The 20,893-nt window shown below is 55.9% G+C and carries 23 protein-coding genes; 15 read left to right on the plus strand and 8 right to left on the minus strand.

Translation table 11 applies throughout. From position 1 onward, the window contains the following. The first annotated feature begins 11 nt into the window (after positions 1-11). The gene (locus AAC637_RS12330; protein ID WP_340303835.1) at positions 12-1,421 is read left to right on the plus strand and encodes a leucyl aminopeptidase family protein; all 1,410 of its coding nucleotides are present in this window, start codon (positions 12-14) and stop codon (positions 1,419-1,421) included. 3 nt (positions 1,422-1,424) lie between these two features. After that, positions 1,425-2,273 carry a C40 family peptidase gene (locus AAC637_RS12335; RefSeq protein ID WP_340303836.1) on the plus strand — a complete coding sequence of 283 codons (849 nt, stop codon included), beginning with the start codon at positions 1,425-1,427 and terminating at the stop codon, positions 2,271-2,273. A gap of 7 nt (positions 2,274-2,280) precedes the next feature. Here the strand turns inward: AAC637_RS12335 and AAC637_RS12340 are convergent, their stop codons facing one another. Beyond that, a complete protein-coding gene (locus AAC637_RS12340; RefSeq protein WP_340303837.1) occupies positions 2,281-2,625 on the minus strand; it encodes a DUF2794 domain-containing protein in 345 nt (114 codons plus the stop codon). A gap of 96 nt (positions 2,626-2,721) precedes the next feature. Next, the gene (locus tag AAC637_RS12345; protein WP_340303838.1) at positions 2,722-3,591 is read right to left on the minus strand and encodes a branched-chain amino acid aminotransferase; all 870 of its coding nucleotides are present in this window, start codon (positions 3,589-3,591) and stop codon (positions 2,722-2,724) included. A gap of 204 nt (positions 3,592-3,795) precedes the next feature. Between AAC637_RS12345 and AAC637_RS12350 the strand changes: the two genes are divergently transcribed. The 6 genes from AAC637_RS12350 to dxs are packed head-to-tail and all read left to right on the plus strand — an operon-like array spanning position 3,796 to position 9,059. Next, entirely contained in the window at positions 3,796-4,305 is a 510-nt protein-coding gene (locus AAC637_RS12350; protein ID WP_317657248.1) for a MarR family winged helix-turn-helix transcriptional regulator, read from the plus strand. 1 nt (position 4,306) lies between these two features. After that, positions 4,307-5,020, plus strand: a complete 714-nt coding sequence (locus tag AAC637_RS12355; protein WP_317657249.1) for a response regulator — start codon at positions 4,307-4,309, stop codon at positions 5,018-5,020. Continuing rightward, positions 5,020-5,955, plus strand: coding sequence for a histone deacetylase family protein (locus AAC637_RS12360; RefSeq protein ID WP_340303839.1), 936 nt, complete (start codon positions 5,020-5,022; stop codon positions 5,953-5,955). Before AAC637_RS12355 ends, AAC637_RS12360 begins: the two co-directional genes overlap by 1 nt. Further along, positions 5,952-6,197, plus strand: a complete 246-nt coding sequence (locus AAC637_RS12365; protein ID WP_340303840.1) for an exodeoxyribonuclease VII small subunit — start codon at positions 5,952-5,954, stop codon at positions 6,195-6,197. The genes AAC637_RS12360 and AAC637_RS12365 overlap by 4 nt, the downstream gene beginning before the upstream one ends. Before the next feature lie 15 nt (positions 6,198-6,212). Further along, positions 6,213-7,082, plus strand: coding sequence for a polyprenyl synthetase family protein (locus AAC637_RS12370; RefSeq protein ID WP_445322742.1), 870 nt, complete (start codon positions 6,213-6,215; stop codon positions 7,080-7,082). Between the two features lie 57 nt (positions 7,083-7,139). After that, positions 7,140-9,059, plus strand: coding sequence for a 1-deoxy-D-xylulose-5-phosphate synthase (dxs, locus tag AAC637_RS12375; RefSeq protein ID WP_340303841.1), 1,920 nt, complete (start codon positions 7,140-7,142; stop codon positions 9,057-9,059). A 4-nt stretch (positions 9,060-9,063) separates the two neighbouring features. Here dxs and AAC637_RS12380 read toward each other — a convergent pair whose 3' ends face one another. The 5 genes from AAC637_RS12380 to ispH form a co-directional block, all read right to left on the minus strand. Continuing rightward, positions 9,064-9,846 carry an ion transporter gene (locus AAC637_RS12380; protein ID WP_340303842.1) on the minus strand — a complete coding sequence of 261 codons (783 nt, stop codon included), beginning with the start codon at positions 9,844-9,846 and terminating at the stop codon, positions 9,064-9,066. A 20-nt stretch (positions 9,847-9,866) separates the two neighbouring features. After that, a complete protein-coding gene (locus AAC637_RS12385) occupies positions 9,867-11,108 on the minus strand; it encodes a class I SAM-dependent RNA methyltransferase (RefSeq protein ID WP_340303843.1) in 1,242 nt (413 codons plus the stop codon). After that, the gene (locus tag AAC637_RS12390) at positions 11,105-12,949 is read right to left on the minus strand and encodes an ABC transporter ATP-binding protein (protein WP_340303844.1); all 1,845 of its coding nucleotides are present in this window, start codon (positions 12,947-12,949) and stop codon (positions 11,105-11,107) included. Before AAC637_RS12390 ends, AAC637_RS12385 begins: the two co-directional genes overlap by 4 nt. Positions 12,950-13,013: 64 nt before the next feature. Beyond that, positions 13,014-13,595, minus strand: coding sequence for a LysE family translocator (locus AAC637_RS12395; RefSeq protein ID WP_340303845.1), 582 nt, complete (start codon positions 13,593-13,595; stop codon positions 13,014-13,016). Between the two features lie 9 nt (positions 13,596-13,604). Beyond that, positions 13,605-14,555 (minus strand): 4-hydroxy-3-methylbut-2-enyl diphosphate reductase, encoded by a 951-nt coding sequence (gene ispH / locus AAC637_RS12400; RefSeq protein ID WP_340303846.1) that lies wholly within the window; start codon positions 14,553-14,555, stop codon positions 13,605-13,607. 90 nt (positions 14,556-14,645) lie between these two features. Between ispH and AAC637_RS12405 the strand changes: the two genes are divergently transcribed. Continuing rightward, positions 14,646-14,981, plus strand: coding sequence for a response regulator (locus tag AAC637_RS12405; RefSeq protein WP_340303847.1), 336 nt, complete (start codon positions 14,646-14,648; stop codon positions 14,979-14,981). Here AAC637_RS12405 and AAC637_RS12410 read toward each other — a convergent pair. Next, a complete protein-coding gene (locus AAC637_RS12410) occupies positions 14,978-15,544 on the minus strand; it encodes a LabA-like NYN domain-containing protein (RefSeq protein WP_317657259.1) in 567 nt (188 codons plus the stop codon). The genes AAC637_RS12405 and AAC637_RS12410 overlap by 4 nt on opposite strands. A 96-nt stretch (positions 15,545-15,640) precedes the next feature. Between AAC637_RS12410 and folK the strand changes: the two genes are divergently transcribed. The 6 genes from folK to acpS all read left to right on the plus strand — a co-directional run bounded on the left by folK (position 15,641) and on the right by acpS (position 20,778). After that, positions 15,641-16,240, plus strand: coding sequence for a 2-amino-4-hydroxy-6-hydroxymethyldihydropteridine diphosphokinase (folK, locus tag AAC637_RS12415; RefSeq protein WP_340303848.1), 600 nt, complete (start codon positions 15,641-15,643; stop codon positions 16,238-16,240). Positions 16,241-16,334: 94 nt separating this feature from the next. Then, positions 16,335-16,688 carry a DNA-directed RNA polymerase subunit omega gene (gene rpoZ / locus AAC637_RS12420; RefSeq protein WP_213675507.1) on the plus strand — a complete coding sequence of 118 codons (354 nt, stop codon included), beginning with the start codon at positions 16,335-16,337 and terminating at the stop codon, positions 16,686-16,688. A 12-nt stretch (positions 16,689-16,700) separates the two neighbouring features. Then, the gene (locus tag AAC637_RS12425) at positions 16,701-18,854 is read left to right on the plus strand and encodes a RelA/SpoT family protein (RefSeq protein WP_340303849.1); all 2,154 of its coding nucleotides are present in this window, start codon (positions 16,701-16,703) and stop codon (positions 18,852-18,854) included. Positions 18,855-18,907: 53 nt separating this feature from the next. Then, a complete protein-coding gene (locus AAC637_RS12430) occupies positions 18,908-19,549 on the plus strand; it encodes a DUF2062 domain-containing protein (RefSeq protein WP_340303850.1) in 642 nt (213 codons plus the stop codon). A 36-nt stretch (positions 19,550-19,585) separates the two neighbouring features. After that, entirely contained in the window at positions 19,586-20,329 is a 744-nt protein-coding gene (locus AAC637_RS12435; RefSeq protein WP_340303851.1) for a pyridoxine 5'-phosphate synthase, read from the plus strand. Further along, complete coding sequence (gene acpS / locus AAC637_RS12440) at positions 20,326-20,778, plus strand: holo-ACP synthase (protein WP_340303852.1); 453 nt, start codon at positions 20,326-20,328, stop codon at positions 20,776-20,778. Before AAC637_RS12435 ends, acpS begins: the two co-directional genes overlap by 4 nt. The last annotated feature ends 115 nt before the right edge of the window (positions 20,779-20,893 follow it).

The raw sequence follows: 20,893 nt of genomic DNA on the forward strand, positions 1-20,893 counted from the left end.
GGAATGACGGAATGTCCCACGCGCTGCGATTTGCCCGCCCAGATGAATTTCCTAATACGGACGCAATCCCTGTTCATGTGATCAGCGCCGATGGGGCTGATGCGGCTTTGGCCCAGTTGGACGCTGCCTCACGGCAATGGGCCATGACCCATGGCTTTAGCGGGGCACTGGGCAAAACCTGTCTTCTGCCCAATGAGGCGGGTGGAATTGCCGCTGTTTTGTTGGGGGTAGGAACGTCCGCTGATCGGATCAGGAAACGGTTCGCTGCAGGTGCCGCGATTTCTGATTTGCCAAAAGGTCTGTACGAGGTGGCCTCAGCCTCATTGGAGGGCCACCCGCAAAACCTTCGCGAAGAAATTGCACTGGGGTATTTACTCGCGGGATATCGGTTTGATCGCTATCGTAAAAAATCGGGTCGCGATGCGGCCTTGGTGGCGCTTGCGGGCATAGATGCCCCGCATTTCGAACGGCTCGCACAAGCCGAGGCCATGGTGCGTGATCTGGTCAACACCCCTGCGCAAGACATGGGCCCCGAAGAATTGGAGGGGGCCGCCCGCGATTTGGCGGCGCGCTATAACGCCAAGATTTCCGTGATCCTTGGGGACGATCTATTGGCGCAGAATTTCCCGATGATTCATGCGGTCGGTCGGGCCAGTCCCCGCGCGCCTCGTTTGATTGATATGACTTGGGGCGAAGGCGGGCCGCAAATCACCTTGGTGGGCAAGGGCGTGTGTTTTGACACAGGCGGTTTGAACCTGAAACCTGGATCATCCATGGGCACGATGAAAAAGGATATGGGGGGGGCTGCCAATGTTTTGGGCCTTGCTCAGATGATTATGGATGCGGGTCTAAAGCTGCGGTTACGGGTCTTGATCCCTGCAGTTGAAAATGCCGTTGATGGTTCAGCCTTTCGCCCCAGTGATATTTTGACCGCCCGCAACGGCATGACGGTCGAGATCAACAACACTGATGCCGAGGGGCGGTTGGTCTTGGCTGACGCCTTGGCGCTTGGGGCCGAAGGTAGCCCCGATCTTATGATTTCTATGGCAACATTAACTGGGGCTGCGCGGGTCGCAGTGGGGCCAGATCTTGCGCCATTTTACACTGATGATGAGGGTCTTGCCGCACAGATCAGTGCCAAAAGCCCCGATCGGTTCGACCCTGTTTGGCGTATGCCCTTTCACGCCCCTTATGAGGCTATGATTGAACCGGGCATTGCCGATCTGGATAACGCGCCCTCTGGGAGCATGGCGGGGTCGATTACGGCGGCCTTGTTTTTGCGCCGCTTCACCCAAGGCGCCGCGCGCTATTGTCACTTCGATATTTTTGCTTGGCAGCAAAGTGATGCACCTGCGCGCCCAAAAGGGGGTTTGGGTCAGGGCATTCGTGCGCTATACGCGGTGCTGTCTGAAGGGGTTTAAGACATGGCAAGCGATCCACGGATCACGGCAAGCAATGGGCGGGTGGCGCTTCGGGCGCTGCAAGGTCAGGTTATGGCGGATGAATTCTTGGATGGCACATGGATGACGGTGCAGCAACCGTTGGCCAATATCATGACCGAACCAAAGGGCACGCGGGCGAGCCAATTGTTGTTTGGCGAGCGGTTTTTGGCGCTTGAAACGCGTGATGGGCAAGTTTTCGGTCAAGCAGAGCGGGACGCCCAAGTCGGTTATATTTTATCGCAGGGCCTTGCGGCAGAAACGCCCGTCACTCATTGGGTCACCGCCCCTGCAACCCATCTCTATCCGCGCCCCGATGTAAAATCGCCGCCCGATGTGTCGATCTTTTTCGGCGCACGTGTGAATGTGGTTGAGCCTGCGAAAGAGGGCGAAAGCTTTCACCGCATCCAGACGGGGCATCATGTTCCGAAATCCCACCTGCGCCCCTTAACAGCGCGGTTTTCGGATACGGTGGGCGTGGCTGATCTATTCCTTGGAACCCCCTATCTTTGGGGCGGCAGCAGCCGATGGGGCATTGATTGCTCTGGCCTGATCCAATTGGCGATGCGCGCCTGTGGTCAAGACTGCCCACGGGACAGTGACCAACAAGAGGCAGCACTCGGCGCGCTTTTGCCGGAGGATGCACCGCTGCGCCGCGGGGATTTGGTGTTTTGGAAGGGCCATGTCGGGATCATGGCCGATGAAGAGATGCTGTTGCACGCAAATGCCCATCACATGGCGGTGGCCTATGAGCCGCTTGCCCATGCCGAGGCGCGCATTCGCACGTCTGGCGGTGGCGAGATTACCGCGCGCAAACATGTCTTGATAGAATGACGGGGTATTAATCGTCTACGGCGCGGATCAATTTGCGCTCTAACACGCGCAGCACATTGCGCAGATCATGCCCGCGCTTGAGAATGCGCCCGTCCATCCCAATCACGGAATACATTCCCTGCTTGCCTGCCAATTTGGGGCGCTTTTCAATCCGATAAATAGGGTGTTCGGCGGTGCGGCGGAAAACTGAGAAAATCGCAACATCACTCAGCAGCGACATTCCATAATCGCGCCATTCACCTGCAGCCACCATGCGGCCATAAATCGACAGGATCGCCGATAATTCGCCACGATCAAAGGCGACCTTTTCGGGAATATGGGAAGCGCTAAAGGATTGAGTATGCATCACCATAGACTGATGGTGGCATGAATTCTAAGAAATGCAAGGGAGATCATAAAAAGGCCCGCAAGGTCAGCTGATCTTGCGGGCCGTGATGCGTGGTGGCGCTTAGGCGCGAACCAGTTTTTCGTAGGCGTCCGAGATGTCCCGCGTCAGGGCGCCAACCTCGAAATTATAGCTGCCAATCTGACCCACTGGGGTGACTTCTGCGGCGGTTCCCGTCAGCCAGCATTGTTCAAACCCTTCCAATTCTTCGGGCATGATATGACGCTCATGCACCTTGATTTGGCGATCGTTCAACATACCGATAACTGTCTGGCGGGTTAGGCCATTGAGGAAGCAATCTGGCTTTGGCGTATGCACTTCGCCATCTTTGACGAAGAAGATATTTGCGCCTGTCGCCTCGGCGACATAGCCGCGATAATCAAACATCATGGCATCTGAGCAGCCTTTGGCTTCGGCCTCATGCTTGGACATTGTGCAGATCATATACAGGCCTGCGGCCTTGGCATGGCTTGGCGCCGTTTCCGGCGAGGGGCGTTTCCAACGCGCTATATCAAGTTTGGCACCTTTGGTTTTTGCATCCCCATAGTAATTGCCCCAGCCCCATGCCGCGATGGCCAAACGAACGGGGTTACGGCGAGAGGAGACACCCATATCCTCACCCGCGCCGCGCCACGCAACCGCGCGCACATAGGCATCGCTCAGGCCATTGGCCGCGAGAACCTCGGTCTTGGCTGCCTCAATTTGGTCAACAGTAAACGGAATTTCGAAGTCCAATTGGCCTGCGGAAAAATGCAACCGTTCGGAATGAGCGCGGCTGAGGAAAATTTTGCCACCATAGGCGCGCTCGCCCTCAAAGACGGAAGATGCATAATGCATCGCATGGGTCAGAATATGAACATTGGCCTCGCGCCAATTGACCAAAGCCCCATCCAGCCAGATTTTCCCATCGCGGTTATCGTAGGTGCCGCTCATCTTTCCAATCCCATCTTTCCTTCAGGGCGCATATCTGCGCCAGTTTGCAAATGTTGTGCAAAATACGGCCGTTTCGGACATAATATTTCGCAAAACTGGCAATTCGGTAACAATTGATTCTTGGAAAGTCAACAAGGCTGACATAAACTATGAAGTGCTCCTTGGTTCCGATGCCAAAGACCCAAAACGATGCGGGAGATGAAGATGGCAGAGCGTGCAGTCAATAACCCTATCGGCACGGGCGAAAGCTTGCTCTTTTTGACGGATGAGCAGCTGCGCCGCGGGATTGAGGCGATGTTTTTCGCCTATCGGGGATTCACCGCTGATCCTGATCGCATTTTACAAAATTACGAATATGGTCGCGCCCATCATCGTGCCATCCATTTCATCAACCGCACCCCTGGAACGACAGTCAATAACCTGCTGAATATTCTGGGCGTGACCAAGCAGTCCCTCAATCGTGTTCTGCGCAGTCTGATCGCCGATGGTTTGGTCGAAAGTCGCGTTGGAGTGCAGGATAAGCGCGAACGGCATCTTTATCTCACCGAAACAGGCGCCAAGCTTGAACGCGAATTGTCAGAGGCGCAGCGCAACCGCATGCGCGCGGCCTATCGCAATGCGGGGCCAGAGGCCGTGGCAGGATTTCGTGCTGTCCTTGAGCAGATGATGGATCCTGAGATGCTGCGCCATTTCCAAGCAGGTTTGGATACCTAAAATGGCAGACACCAACCCGCATATCCTGATCGTGGATGATGATGAGCGCATCCGCGGGCTGCTGCAGAAATTTCTGATCCGCAACGGGTTTCTGGCCAGTGTTGCGCGCGATGCTGCGCAAGCCCGCCGCCTGTTGCAGGGGTTGGATTTCGATTTGATTGTGCTTGATGTGATGATGCCGGGTGAGGATGGCATTAGCCTGACACAAGATTTGCGCAAAACGATGGATTGCCCAATCTTGCTTTTGACGGCCAAGGGTGAGGCGCAAGATCGTATTGCGGGTTTTGAGGCGGGGGCAGATGATTATTTGCCAAAACCCTTTGAGCCCAAGGAATTGCTATTGCGTATCGGCGCGATCCTGCGCCGTATGCCGCAACCCGAAGCCAGCCAAAACCTGCCCAAATTGCTGCATCTTGGGGCCATGCGCTTTGACATTGATCGTGGCGAGTTGTGGCAGGGTGATCAGCCTTTGCGCCTGACTGCAACCGAGGCCGCATTGATGCGGATCTTTGCAACCCATGTGAACAGTTCTGTGACCCGTCAGCAGTTGGTCGAAGAATTGGGCCGTGACAAGATGGCAGGCGGTGACCCTGCGCAAGAGCGCGCGATTGATGTGCAAATCACCCGCCTACGCCGCAAGATTGAAGCTGACCCGAAACAACCCCGTTATCTGCAAACTGTCCGCGGCGCGGGCTATATGTTGGTGCCTGACTGATGGCGACATGGCTTTTTGAAAACCCATTTGCGCAAGATCATCTGACGCCAGAGGGTCATCCCGAACAGGTGGCGCGCATTGCGGCCATAAAGGCCCATTTGGATAGCTTAGATTTCGTGGGGCTTGAACGCCACGCGGCCCCATTGGCCACGGAAGACGATCTGCGATTGTGCCACCCCCAAGCCTATATTGATCAACTCAAAGCGGCTTTGCCCACGCAAGGGCAAGTTGCGCTTGATGGCGATACCTTTCTGTCGCCCGCGTCATGGCAGGCCGCGCTTTCGGGCGTAGGGGGTGTGATTGCAGCAATAGATGCCGTGATGGAGGGCCGCGCCAAAAACGCATTTGTCCTCACGCGGCCACCTGGGCATCACGCCGAAACCGCAACTGCCATGGGGTTTTGTCTCTTTGGGTCAGTGGCGATTGGGGCCAAACATGCACTCGAGCGGGCGGGGGCCGCACGGGTGGCCGTGATAGATTTCGATGTGCATCACGGCAACGGCACGCAAGATTTGCTGTGGGATGAAACCCGCGCTTTGTTTGTCTCGTCACACCAGATGCCGCTTTATCCAGGATCGGGGGCGCGTGGCGAACGTGGCGTGGCGGGTAATATCCTGAATGTGCCCCTTCCACCCAATTCAGACGGGGCCTTGATGCAACAGGCCTATCTTCGCGATGTATTGCCGCGATTGGCTGAATTTGCGCCTGACCTTATCCTGATTTCAGCAGGTTTTGACGCGCATCAGGCTGATCCATTGGCCAACTTAAATTGGGATGAAACGGATTTTGCATGGCTGACGCGAGAAATTTGCGCATTTGCCGAAACCCAATGCGCGGGGCGGGTGGTCTCGGCGCTAGAGGGCGGTTATGATCTGCCCTCACTGGGGCGCAGTGTTGCGGCCCATGTCACAGAATTGATGGAAGCTTCGAAATGACAGATGACAACGACCTTGCGCAGATGAGTTTTGAAGACGCCTTGCGCGCCCTAGAGGAAGTCGTGGCCAAGCTTGAGCGTGGGGATGTGCCACTTGACCAATCCATCGCGCTCTATGAACGGGGGGCTGCGCTGCGCGCACGCTGTGAGGCCAAGCTCAAAGAGGCCGAAGAAAAAGTCTCCAAAATCACCCTAGATGGCACAGGCGTGCCAACGGGCAGCACCTCAGTTGAGGGGCTTTGAGCGCCTTTGGCCCCTATTGAGTTTCAAACCCGCCTCAGCACCCAGTCCCGCGTCATTGCTGCGTTCTTGACCGAGGCGCTTGCACAATATGGCTCAGATGATGTTGCTGCGGCGATGCGCTATGCGTTGCAGGGTGGCAAGGGTTTGCGTGGGTTTTTGGTGCTTGAGGCATCGGCGCTATATGGCATTCCTGCGGCCTCCGCGCTTCCTGCGGCGGGTGCGGTTGAGGCCATCCACGCCTATAGTCTGATCCACGATGATCTGCCCTGCATGGACGATGACGACCTGCGCCGCGGTCAGCCCACTGTTCACAAAAAATGGAACGAGGCGATTGCGGTTCTCGCGGGGGATGCGCTGCAAAGTTTTGCATTCGCGCTTTTGGCTGATCCTAATCTTGGGGCCGCAGAGGTGCGGATCAAATTGGTGTCGACCTTGTCTGAAGCCGCAGGTGCGCGCGGTATGGTTTTAGGGCAGGCGCAGGACATTGCTGCAGAAACCGCTGCGTCCCCCTTGACCCTTGAACAAATCACGGAATTGCAAAGCAATAAAACGGGCGCGCTGTTGGAATGGCCCGCCCATGCCGCAGCGATCATAGCGGGCCAAGATCCCGAACCGTTGAGGGCATATGCCCGTGCAATTGGCCTCGCCTTTCAGATTGCCGATGACATTTTGGATGTGGAAGGCGACAGCAGCAAGGCAGGTAAGGCCCTGCGCAAAGATGCCGATGCGGGCAAAGCGACCTTTGTCACGCTTCTGGGGCTAGACGGTGCCAAGGCTGAGGCAGCGCGCTTGGTCGCTGAGGCGGAAACGGCCCTCGCACCATTCGGGGATAAAGCCCAAAGCCTGCGCGCCCTTGCCCGATTCATCATTGCCCGCGACAGATAGGCGTGATCCGTTGCTCTTGGCCCCTGTCATGGCTATATGGCGACCACTGGAGGGCCGATGACAGATAGACCTAAAACACCGCTTTTGGATCAAGTGACCACGCCGCGCGATTTGCAGCGGTTTTCTGATCATGATCTGATCCGCTTGGCCGATGAATTGCGCGCCGAGACGATTTCGGCTGTCTCCGAGACGGGTGGGCATTTGGGGGCTGGTCTGGGTGTGGTTGAGTTGACCGTGGCACTTCACGCCGTATTTGATGCCCCGCGTGACAAATTCATTTGGGATGTCAGCCACCAATGTTATCCGCATAAGATTTTGACAGGGCGGCGGGATCGTATCCGCAGTCTGCGCCAAAAGGGTGGCTTGTCAGGTTTCACGAAACGCAGCGAGTCGCCCTATGATCCATTTGGCGCTGCGCATAGTTCCACCTCTATTTCTGCGGCGCTCGGCTTTGCCGTTGCGCGCGATTTAAGCGGTGCCTGCGAGACAGGTTTGGGAGATGCGATTGCGATTATCGGTGATGGTTCCATTTCCGCAGGCATGGCCTATGAGGCCCTGAACAATGCGGGCCATCTGAAAAAGCGGTTGATTGTGATCCTCAACGACAATGAAATGTCGATTGCACCGCCAACAGGTGCGATGTCGGCTTATTTGTCTCGCCTTTATGCAGGCGCGCCGTTTCAGGAATTCAAAGCCGCCGCCAAGGGCGCTGTATCGCTTTTGCCTCAGCCGTTCCAACACGGGGCGCGCCGTGCGAAAGAACTGCTGAAATCCGCGACAGTCGGCGGCACCTTGTTCGAAGAATTGGGCTTTGATTATATCGGCCCGATTGATGGGCATGATATGGATCAGCTGCTTGCGGTTTTGCGCACCGTCAAGGCGCGGGCGCATGGGCCGATGCTCATTCATGCGATTACCAAGAAGGGCAAAGGCTATGCCGAAGATCGCCCAGATCGCGGCCACGCCACCGCGCGCTTCGATGTGGTCACGGGCAAGCAACACAAAGCGCCCTCAAACGCGCCCTCATATACGCGTGTCTTTGCAGATGCGCTGATTGCCGAGGCCGCAGAGGATCCGTTGGTGACGGCTGTCACGGCGGCGATGCCAGACGGAACAGGCCTGAACCTATTTGCAGAACGCTTTCCCGAACGCTGTTTTGATGTGGGCATTGCCGAACAGCATGCGGTGACCTTTTCGGCGGGTATGGCCGCGGGTGGATTAAAACCCTTCTGTGCGCTTTATTCGACCTTCTTGCAACGCGGCTATGATCAAGTTGTGCATGACGTGGCCATACAACGTCTGCCTGTGCGCTTTGCGATTGATCGCGCGGGGCTTGTTGGTGCCGATGGCGCGACCCATGCGGGCAGTTTTGACATCGCCTATCTGGCAAATTTGCCCGATTTCGTGGTAATGGCGGCTGCCGATGAAGCGGAATTGGTGCATATGGTGCGCACCGCCCTGGAGATTGGGGATCGCCCCTCTGCCTTCCGCTTTCCGCGCGGCGAAGGTGTTGGGGTCGAGTTACCTGCACGCGGTCAGGCGCTTGAAATCGGCAAGGGGCGGATGATCGCAGACGGCAATCGCGTGGCTCTCTTGAACTTTGGCACCCGCCTGAAAGAAGTGCGCGAAGCTGCGGAGATTTTGGCCCAGAAAGGGATCACGCCCACGATTGCTGACGCGCGTTTTGCCAAACCTTTGGATACAGATTTGATCGACCAACTCGCCCGTCATCACGAGGCGCTGATCACCATTGAAGAAGGGGCGATTGGCGGCTTTGGCAGCCATGTCGCGCATCATCTGGCGGAAACGGGCGTGTTTGATCGGGGGATCAAATACCGCTCCATGGTGCTGCCCGATATTTTCATCGACCAAGCCAGCCCGCGCGACATGTATGCGGTGGCAGGCATGAATGCCGAGGATATCGTGACCAAGGTTCTCGTGACCTTGGGTGTAGATGTTTTGGGGAAGCGGGCTTGAACGCCTACTTCCCCAACCGCTCCTCAATCTTGCGCAGTCGGTCTAGCACCTCATCACGATAGGCATCTGTGGCGGCGTTGCTTTCTTCGGCATGCGCGTCTTGCATGGAATTGACGATCAGGCCAACCAGCAGGTTCACCACCGCAAAGGTCGTGACCATGATGAAAGGCACAAAGAACAGCCACGCATAAGGATAAACATCCATCACGGGGCGCACGATGCCCATGGACCAACTTTCCAATGTCATGATTTGGAACAGGGAATAGAAAGACGCGCCAAGCGTGCCGAACCATTCGGGGAAAGATGCCCCGAACAGTTTGGTTGCCATCACGGCACCGATGTAAAAGATGATCCCCATTAGCAAGAACACGCTGCCCATTCCCGGCAAGGCGGTGACAAACCCCTCGACCACGCGGCGCAATCGTGGCGCGGCTGAAATGACCCGAAGCACCCGCAAGATGCGCAAGGCGCGCAGAACTGACAGCCCGTGGGTGGCGGGCATCAGTGCGATACCAACGATCAAGAAATCAAAAACGTTCCATCCCGAGCTGAAAAACCGCGCGCCATGGGCCACCAGTTTCAGCGCAATTTCGATCACGAAAATCGCAAGGCAAATCCAGTCCAATGTCAGGATGATGGTGCCCGCCGCGTCCATAACTTCGGGCGATGTCTCAAGGCCCAAAAGAATGGCGTTAAAAATGATCACGCCGATGATGAATTGGCGGATGCGGGGGCGGTCTAGCCAATCGGCAAGTATCTGTCGCGTGGTCGCAAAATCACGGGTCATAGCAGCCATCCTTGAGCGCGTTACCGTCCCATATGGGGTCGGGTAAATCGGGCGGCAAGTTCTATATGCGGCGACCAACGGAATTGGTCGATGGGCTGCACCCATTCAAGGCAATAACCTACGTCAATGAGGGTTTTTGCGTCACGGGCAAAACTGATCGGGTTGCAGGATAGAAATGCAATCTGGGGGATGTCGGTTTTCGCCAATTCATGCACCTGTGTCTGTGCGCCTGCACGGGGGGGGTCGATTACCACCGCGTCATATTTGGCGAATTCGTCACTTAAAACGGGGCGACGAAAAAGGTCGCGGGTTTCGGCGTTAATGGGCTTTAGCCCGTCCGCATAGCGGGCGGCGTCTTGCAAGGTCTTGACCATATCGGCGCTGCCTTCGACTGCGTGCACAGGCGCTGTTTCGGCCAGTGGAAAGGTAAAGGTTCCACATCCCGCAAAAAGGTCAATGATGCGTGTGGCCCCCGAAATCGCGCTGCGTGCAGTGGCCAAAAGCGCTGCTTCGCCCGCTTTGGTGGCTTGCAAAAATGCACCTGCGGGTGGGGTGACGCGGGCGCGCCCCATTTGGTGAAAGGGTGGGGTTTCCATAAAGACGACCTCATCCCCCCATGTCAGGCGCAGAAATTTGGAGCGGAATTTTGGCAATTCAGTCCGCAGCGCATGATCCAAGGGCTTGCCGCCCGTCACGTGGAGGTCAAGCCCGATGTCGGACTGGGTTAGGCTAAAGCCCAAAACCGCACTGCGCGATCCCCCCAAACGGGCGATCTCTGCCAATACGGGCAGCGTGGCCACCATCTCATCGGGCAAAAGGTGACATTCGCCGATCGGCACAAGGACGTCCGATTTTCGGGCATGAAACCCCACCATCGCCCCCGATTTCGTGCGCCGCGCGGCAAAGGTGGCGCGCCTGCGTGAGTGCGCAGGCGAAGTTAGGGTTGCGCGGATATCGGTTGTGATCCCGTGCGCGGCAAGCGCAATTGCAATTTGGTCTGCCTTCCACGCACTGACAAATGTGTCCGAGGCATGTTGCAGGCTGCACCCGCCACAAGATTTATAATGCACGCAGACAGGTTTTACCCGCGCGGGGGAAGGGGTCACAATTTTGGCCCCGTCCAATTGACCTTCGTTTACTACGCCGCGCACCACCTCGTCAGGCAAGGTGAGGGGGACGAGGATTTGGCCTCCGTCTGCTTTCTGTGCAATGCCATCGCCGCGATGTCCGAGGCGGGTGATTGTGAGGGTTTCTTCGCTCACGCGGAACCTCCGTCTGGATTAAGAAAGCCGCCCGATTGGCGGTTCCACAGCGAAGCATAGAGCCCGCCCTTTGCCAAAAGTACCTCATGCGGGCCATCTTCGATGATGTGGCCTTCATCTAAAACGATGATGCGATCCATCTGCGCAATGGTCGACAGTCTATGCGCAATCGCAATCACGGTTTTGCCTGCCATCAGGTCGCTCAGCGTGTTTTGGATGCTCGCTTCAATCTCGCTATCAAGTGCGCTTGTGGCCTCGTCCAAAATCAAAATCGGCGCATCTTTTAGAACCACCCGCGCAAGCGCGATGCGCTGTCTTTGCCCGCCCGAAAGTTTCACCCCGCGTTCGCCAACATGGGCCTCGAACCCTGTGCGGCCCTCTGGGTCTTCAAGATCATGGATGAACCCTAAGGCCTCGGCGCGTTCTGCGGCGCGGATTACATCAGCATCACTTGCATCGGGGCGGCCATAGGCGATGTTGTCGCGCACGGAGCGGTGCAACAGGCTGCTGTCTTGCTGCACAACGCCCATTGTGGCGCGCAGGCTGTCCTGGGTCACATCGGCAATATTTTGGCCATCAATGCGGATTACGCCGCCTTCACAATCATAAAAACGCAGCAAAAGTTTCACGAGGGTCGATTTCCCAGCGCCAGAGCGCCCGACAAGCCCGACCTTTTCGCCGGGCTGGATGGTTAAACTGAGGCGATCTAAGCCACCCGCGCCGCGCCCATAATGGTGACTGACCGCGTCAAATTCGATCAATCCTTTTTCGAATTTGAGGGCGGATGCGTTCTGGCGGTCACGCAATGTGATCGGTTGGGCAATGGTCTCCATCCCCTCCATCACCACCCCCAATTCCCGGAATAGGCTTGAGAGAGCCCACATGATCCAGCCGGTCATTGCATTGAGCTGTAAGGTCAGGGCGGTTGCTGCCGCCACAACGCCCACAGTTGCCGTTCCCGTATACCACAACCAAACCGACCAACCGACAACGGACACGATCAAAAGTCCGTTCAAGGTCAATAGCGTGACGTCCATTATCGTGAATATCCGCATCTCGCGGGCGAATGTTTGGCGGGTATGCTCAATGGCCTCGTGGGCATAGTCCAGTTCGCGTGTTGTATGCGCGAAAAGCTTGACCGAGTGGATGTTGGTATAGCTGTCAACGACCCGTCCCGTTGTCATAGATCGCGCATCTGAACTGGCCTTGGAGGCGGGGGTGACATTGCGGATTGTCCAGCGCACCAACAGCCCATAGAGCCCGCACCAAATCACCAAGGGCACGGCAAGCCGTGGGTCTGACTGGGTCAGTAGGATCAGCGCGCCGATGAAATAGGCGATAGAAAATGTGATGGCGTCAAAAATCTGAAACACCGCATCGCCTGCGGCGGGCGGGGTTTGCATAATCCGCCCTGCGATACGACCCGCAAAATCATTTTCAAACCATCCGACCGATTGACGTAAAACATGCCGATGTGCCCGCCAACGGATCAGCGTGCCAAAATTCGGCAGGATCGCATTGTTCAAAAGCCCCACATCCAAAAGCTGCATCAAAGGGCGGACTAGCACCACAAAGAGCGCGACTAAGCCAAGCTCGAGCCCGTGATTTGCAAAGAGTTCTGTGGGGCTATTGACTGATAGCAGATCAACAACGCGCCCCAAATAGACGATCAGCCCCAATTCAATCGAAGCGACCACCATCGACATAAAGGCTGCTGCAACGAACACCCGTTTGAAGGGTTGCGCATAGCCGCGCAAAAACGGCCAGAGTCGATTGGGGGGCGTATCCTCATCGGCGTAGGGCGTATAGGGATCTACCAGTGTTTCGAAAAATCGGAACATTGCATCGGGCCTGATTGGTTGATTGGGTCGCAACCTGACCCTGTGGCGCAATATAGGGCGGGGCTCACATAAAGACCATTGCGGCTGTCAGCGCGAGGGCGCTTGCCATGGTTTTGCGAAAAATATTCCATGCACGCGGCGTGGTCAGAAGCCGCGCTAAGGCCGTTCCTGCCGCTGCCCAAAACAGACAGACAAAAAGATTAATTCCTGAAAAGGCGGAGGAAAGGCGCAAGGCTTCTGTCAAAAGCGTGCCGCCCGCGCCAAAGCCCGCGGCGGCGGCAAGGCTGACGGCCCAGACCTTGGGATTGACCCATTGAAACATCACAGCCTGAAGAAAGGTAAACGGCTTTGCGACCTGTCGCGCCTTAGGATCTGCCGGTTTGGCCCGCCATAGGGTGAATGCCATATAAAGGATCCAAGATGCTGCGGCTATTTTCATCACTAAGGCAGCCACTGGATAGGCCAATAAAATTGCGCTGACGCCAAGACTTGAGGCAGCAGCAATCACACCCACCCCTGCGGCGACACCGAAAATATGCGGAATGGTCGCGCGAAACCCGAACAGCGCGCCTGATGTGGTCAAGAGGATAACATTTGGCCCAGGCGAAAACAGCCCTGCAAAAACAAATGGGTAAAGCGGATCCATGGGCGATGGTTAGGCAGGCTCACGCAGGATGCGCGGCACTTTGAACTCAACATTTTCCACGGCAGTCTCAACCTGTTCGACTGTCACATCATAGCGCGCCCGCACGGCATCAATCACCTCATTGACCAACAGCTCTGGCGCAGATGCGCCCGCCGTCAGACCAAGGCTGGTAATCCCCTCAAGCGCGCGCCAGTCAATATCAGTCGCCCGTTGCACAAGCTGCGCATAGTTGCAGCCCATTTTTGCCCCCACCTCGACCAAGCGTTTTGAATTTGAGGAATTGGGCGCGCCCACGACAAGCATGGCATCTGCCTTGGCCGCCATCGCCTTGACGGCCTCTTGGCGGTTGGTGGTCGCGTAGCAAATATCTTTTTTGTGCGGGCCGATAATTGCAGGGAACCGCGTCTTGAGGGCCGCAACAACATCGGCGGTGTCATCAATCGAAAGGGTGGTTTGCGTCACAAAGGCAAGTTTCAGGGGGTCGCGCACCGTGAGGGTCGCAACATCCGCCACTGTTTCAACCAAGACAACTTCGCCCTCGGGCAATTGGCCCATAGTGCCAATCGTTTCAGGATGGCCCGAGTGGCCGATCATCACGATCTGCAACCCCGCCTCATGATGCCGCGCCGCCTCGATATGCACTTTGGACACAAGCGGGCAGGTTGCATCAACATATATCATCTGCCGCCGCTCTGCGGTTGCGGGCACAGATTTGGGCACCCCATGGGCAGAAAAAATGACGGGTCGATCATTGGGGCACTCGTCCAATTCTTCGACAAAAACTGCGCCCTTTTCGCGTAGGGCATCCACCACGAATTTGTTATGCACGATTTCATGGCGCACAAAGACGGGTGCGCCCCATTTCTCGAGAGCCATTTCCACGATTTTAATTGCGCGATCTACACCTGCACAAAATCCGCGCGGCGCGGCCAAATAGAGGGTGAGGGGCGGTTTTTGCATAGTATCTCTCCGATCACCCCACAGTTAAGTCTTTGTGGCCCCGCCGTCTAGCGTTTCTGCCTAAACGGCATCGGCGCAAACGCCTCACACATGCCACATTTCCTGCGCATCAATGGGCGCGAGGCGCTTGCAGCGCTGGATCAAGACTGTTTCGATCTGATCCTCACCGATTGTCACATGCCCACGATGAATGGTTTTGAAATGGCCCGCGAAATTCGGGCGCGTGAAAGTGCGTCAGGGTTCTCAAAAATCCCTATAATCGCCATCACAGCTGACGCCGTTGGCCATGACCGCCAAAAGGGGATTGATGTCGGCATGGATGCCTATCTGACCAAGCCTGTGCGCTTGGGGGATTTGTCGAAGATGTTGTCGCTCTATCTGGTGGGGGAGGAACAGGGGCGCGGTGCCGTGCGCAGCGCGCCTTAATAGCTTTCCTCAAAGTCATCCTCACCGCCATTTTCGCGCGGGGGGCGTCCTACTGCGTCTTTTAACTCGTCCAATTCAATGAAATTGTCCGCCTGCCGCCGTAGGTCATCGGCAATCATTGGCGGGTTCGAGCGGATGGTAGACACAACCGAAACCCGAACGCCCTTGCGTTGGATGGCAGCCACAAGCGGGCGAAAATCACCATCGCCAGAAAACAGCACGATATGATCGACATGGTCTGCGATTTCCATCGCATCGACAGCCAAATCAATATCCATATTCCCTTTGATCTTGCGCCGCCCTTGCGCATCTGTGAATTCCTTGGCGGCTTTCGTCACCATGGTGAACCCGTTGTAGTTCAACCAATCCACCAAAGGGCGAATCGGGGAATATTCGTCATTCTCAAGAAGGGCCGTATAATAAAATGCGCGAAGAAGTTTTCCGCGTTGCATGAATTCTTGGCGTAAGAGTTTATAGTCGATATCAAAAGCCAAAGCCTTGGCTGCCGCATAAAGATTTGAGCCGTCAATAAAGAGCGCGAGGCGCTCATCACGATAAAACATTTGAAAGACCTTATAATAAACAGACCAATCGCGGCCTTGAATAATTCGTCAAAATATCACGATCAGCAATGCAGAGCAAAATAGGGGATAAATCATTTGGCGCAAGCTTTCCTTTCTAATGCGGAGCCGCGCAAGGCAATTGTCGCGCTTGGCTCAAATCTACCTGTCGAGGGGCAGGCGCCGCGCGTGGTTTTGGATCGTGCGATTGCACAGTTGCGGGACTATGTGACCGCGCAGGGTGGTGGCGATTTCAAATTGAGCCAACTCTATCGAACCCCTGCATTTCCTGCAGGTTCTGGCCCTGATTTTGTGAATGCGGCGATCTCCTTTGACTGGCTATTAAGCCCAAATTTGCTGCTGGAAAAGCTGCATGCCATAGAGGCCGATTTTGGCCGCAGCCGTTTACAACGCTGGGCCGCGCGTGGGTTGGATTTGGATCTTTTGGGCCTCGGCAATTTGGTTTTGCCAGACCCAGACATATGGCAAGTTTGGGCCAATCTCTCGACAAAAGAGGCGCAATCGCGCGCGCCTGATCAATTGATTTTACCTCACCCCCGCATGGCTGAGCGCGGCTTTGTTTTAATCCCGCTCTGTGATGTTGCCCCAAATTGGTGTCACCCGATCCTTGACGAAACGGTTTCTGAATTGCGCGCAAAATTGCCGCCCGAAGAGTGTCGTGAGATCAATCCACTGTGAGGGCGCGCGCGGTCTTTTGCACTTGTATTTCGGGGGCGGTCTGACTATTTACGAGGCTTGCGCCCCTCCCTTAATCAGCCTTGGAGAGTTTAGTATGGCCCGCGTGACGGTAGAAGATTGCGTAGACAAGGTTCCCAACCGCTTTGAATTGGTGATGCTTGCTGCACATCGCGCCCGCGAAATGGCGTCTGGCTCGCCGCTTACTGTGGATCGCGACAATGACAAGAATCCTGTCGTTGCGTTGCGCGAGATTGCAGAAGAGACACAATCCGCAGATGGCCTGCGCGAGCGTTTCATTGAATCGCATCAAACTCAGATTGAGGTTGATGAGCCTGAAGAAGACACGATGACATTGCTGCAAAGCGCCGATCAGGATCGTCCACAAGCGGATGACATGACCGAAGAACAGATGTTGCGTGCCCTGCTTGAAGCGCAGGGGCAGAACTAATACAGGCGATTTATGGACGGAAATGGATCAGATCGAAGCGGCCTTCTCGATGCCGATGATCTGATCAGTCTTGTCCGAAACTACAATCCAAAATGCAATGAGGCCCTCCTGCGGGGGGCCTATTCCTATGCGCAGGATATGCATCAGGGTCAAATGCGCCAATCGGGTGAGGCTTATTTCACCCACCCTGTTGCGGTGGCAGCGATCCTAACCGAGATGCGGCTGGACGATGCCACAATCGCAACGGCGCTGCTGCATGACACGATCGAAGATACCAAGGGCACCTATTCCGAACTGGAAAGCTGTTTTGGGACGGATGTTGCGGAATTGGTCGATGGCGTGACCAAGCTGACCAATTTGCAGCTGTCCAATCGCGAATCAAAGCAGGCTGAGAACTTCCGCAAATTGTTCATGGCCATGTCCAAGGATCTGCGCGTGATCCTCGTGAAACTGGCCGACCGATTGCACAATATGCGCACCATCCGCCATATGCGCGCCGAAAAGCAGCTGCAAAAATCGCGCGAGACAATGGATATCTACGCGCCGCTTGCAGGCCGTATGGGGATGCAATGGATGCGCGAGGAGTTGGAAGACCTCGCCTTTCGCGTGGTCAATCCCGAAGCGCGCAATTCGATCATGCGCCGCTTTTTGACCCTGCAGAAAGAATCGGGCGATGTGATCCCAAAGATCACCGATGATATCGAAGCCGTTTTGGCCAAGCATGGCATTTCTGGCGATGTCTATGGGCGTGCCAAAAAGCCCTTTTCGATTTGGCGCAAAATGCAGGAAAAAGACCTCGCGTTTTCGCGTTTGTCTGACATTTACGGATTTCGCGTCATCGTTGAGACAGAGGATGAATGCTATCGCGTTTTAGGGGCGATGCATCAAAGATGGCGTTCTGTTCCGGGAAGATTCAAGGATTACATCAGCCAGCCCAAGTCGAACGGCTATCGTTCGATCCATACCTCTGTTTCAGGGCGAGATGGTAAGCGTGTTGAAATCCAAATCCGCACGCGCCAGATGCACGAAGTTGCTGAATCTGGTGTCGCGGCGCATTGGTCCTATCGAGACGGTGTGCGCGCGGCGAACCCGTTTGCGGTTGATCCTGCAAAATGGTTGTCCACGCTGACAGAACGCTTTGAGATGGCCGAGGATCATGACGAATTCCTCGAACATGTGAAGTTGGAAATGTATTCCGACCAAGTGTTTTGCTTCACGCCTAAAGGGGATGTTGTGAAGTTGCCGCGCGGGGCGACCCCGTTGGATTTCGCCTATTCGATTCACACGCGCATTGGCCATTCTTGCGTGGGGGCCAAGGTTGATGGCATTCGCGTGCCGCTTTGGACACGCCTGAAAAATGGCCAATCGGTCGAGGTTGTGACCGCCGAAGGTCAAAGCCCGCAGGCCACATGGATTGATATCGTGGTGACAGGTCGTGCCAAGGCCGCAATCCGCCGCCGCCTCCGCGAAGAGGATCGGGGGCGTTACATCAAATTGGGGCGCGAATTGGCGCGGGTGGCGTTTGAGCATGCCAATAAGAAATCCACCCCCAAGGCCTTGGACACAGCCGCCAAGGCGCTTGGCTTAGAAGATGGTGACGAGGTTTTGGCGCGGATCGGATCTGCTGAAATTTCGGCGCGCGATGTGGTGACCAAGCTTTATCCAGAACTCGCCACCAGCGGTGATTTTGTCGATGTCGATCAAAAGCGGGCTGTGATTGGTTTGCCTTCGGGGTCAGATGTGCAGCGTGCCCAATGTTGCCAGCCCGTGCCAGGTGAACGGATTGTGGGCATCACCTATCGGGGGCGTGGGCCAATGGTTCATGCGATTGACTGCGAATCTTTGGCTGAATTCGACAACGCGCCCGAGCGTTGGATTGACCTGCATTGGTCAGAAGGTCGGCACGCTGCGGTGCATAACGTCACGATCAACGTGACGATTTCGAATTTTAACGGTGTTTTGGGAAGAATCTGCACATTGATTGGCGAACAAAATGCCAATATCTCTGATTTACATTTTATCGACCGAAAGCCAGACTTCTTTCGTTTATTAATTGATGTTGATGTAAGGGATGCTGAACATCTGCATGCGGTGATGATGGCATTGGAGGCTGATAGCGATGTCGCTAAGCTTGGCCGTTATCGAGATGTCGAAAGGCGTCCTTAGACCCGACACGGCGCGGGTGTAGCTACGCGAGTAAGGGAGAGGAACAATCCGTGGTGTTTAAGCGAAGGGATCAGCGACCCTTGCTTCGGATTGTGGCCGAATGGGTCTATCCGCGTGGCGGATGGATGCGTGCCTTCCAATATGTCACCCATCGTCTGAACCGCCTGCCGGGATCGGCGGAATCGATTGGGCGCGGTGTTGCCGCTGGTGTATTTGCGGTCTTTACGCCCTTTTTTGGGTTCCACTTTTTCATCGCAGCTCTGCTTGCATGGATTTTGCGGGGCAATGTGATTGCTTCGCTTCTGGCGACTTTTGTCGGCAACCCGCTGACCTATGTGCCGATCGCGATAATCTCGCTTGAAACAGGGCATTTCATGCTTGGCTCAACCATGCGCAGTGATGTGAATGCAGGGTTGATTGCGCGGTTTCGGGGGGCGGCGGGTGATTTGTTGCATAACCTGTGGTCGATCTTCTCAGGGGCGCCCGCGCATTGGCATGAACTCAAGATTTTCTATGACACGGTATTTTTGCCATGGATGATTGGGGCGATTATTCCGGGGATTTTATCATCAATCTTGGCCTATTTTATCAGTGTGCCTCTGATCCGTGCGTATCAAAAGCGCCGTATTGCCAAGCGCAGAGCGAAGATTGAGAAACGCCGCGAACAGGCTGGCACTTTGGGCGCAAAACGCTAGATTAATGTTCATTGTCCAATAGGTGGGAGGCACCAGATGACCCGCGATCTTAGGCTGGGGGTCAATATTGACCATGTCGCAACATTGCGGAACGCGCGCGGTGGTGCGCTTCCTGATCCTGTGAGGGCTGCCCTCTTGGCCGAAGCGGCGGGGGCTGATGGCATTACGGCGCATTTGCGCGAAGACCGCCGTCACATTCGGGACGAAGATATCGCGGGGCTGATGGCGGCGATTAAAACCCCGCTCAATTTCGAGATGGCCGCCACCGCGGAGATGCAAAGAATCGCCCTGTCTCATCGCCCGCATGCCGCCTGTATCGTTCCTGAGCGGCGCGAAGAACGCACCACCGAAGGTGGCCTTGATGTGGCAGGGGACGAGGCGCGCCTTGCGGAATTCATTGCGCCTTTGCGCGATGCCGGCATCCGTGTGTCGATGTTCATCGCCGCAGACCCGCTGCAAATCGCGGCGGCCGCGCGCATTGGGGCGCCTGTTATTGAACTGCATACGGGGGCCTATTGCGATTACCATGCCGAGGGTGAGATGGAGGCCCACAAAGCCGAACTTTCCCGCTTGATTGCAGGTGCAAAACAGGCGGCTGATCTGGGCCTTGAGGTGCATATGGGGCACGGATTGAATTATGAGACAGTCACCCCGATTGCGGCCATCAAAGAGGTGCGCGAATTGAATATTGGTCATTTCTTGATCGGCGAAGCGGTGTTTACAGGGTTGTCTGCGGCCATCGGTGAAATGCGCCGCCTGATGGAGGAGGCCCGCGCGTGATTTTGGGGATCGGAACGGATCTGGCAAATATCGAACGCATCCAACGTGCGCTTGATCGGTTTGGTGATCGGTTCCGCAACCGCGTGTTCACCGAACATGAACAAAAACGTGCCGAACGCATGCAAAACCCCGCTGCGGTTTACGCCAAAAGATGGGCCGCCAAAGAGGCCTGTTCCAAGGCACTGGGAACGGGGCTGCGCATGGGGATTGCGTGGCGCGATATGTCGGTGACGAATTTGGAAACGGGCCAGCCCGTGATGCACGTCACAGGATGGGCGCAAGAGCGGCTCAACGAAATGGTCCCAGAAGGGTATGATGCCGTTATCCACGTTACATTGACCGATGATCACCCATGGGCGCAGGCATTCGTTGTGATCGAGGCGCTGCCTGATGGGATATCTGCGCAACTTCCCGCTATGCCAACCCCGCCAAACCGTTCGCTTGCTTGACAGCAGGGCGCGCGCAGCCCATGAGGGGCATGGGTCGGTTGACGTTTTGGCAATCCTGCCGCGATGCGACACAAGGGTGCCACAGGCGAAGGCCACCGCGATTTTTTAGCGGATG

It is taken from the genome of Roseobacter sp. HKCCD7870 (assembly GCF_037830315.1).
Lineage (GTDB): Bacteria > Pseudomonadota > Alphaproteobacteria > Rhodobacterales > Rhodobacteraceae > M30B80.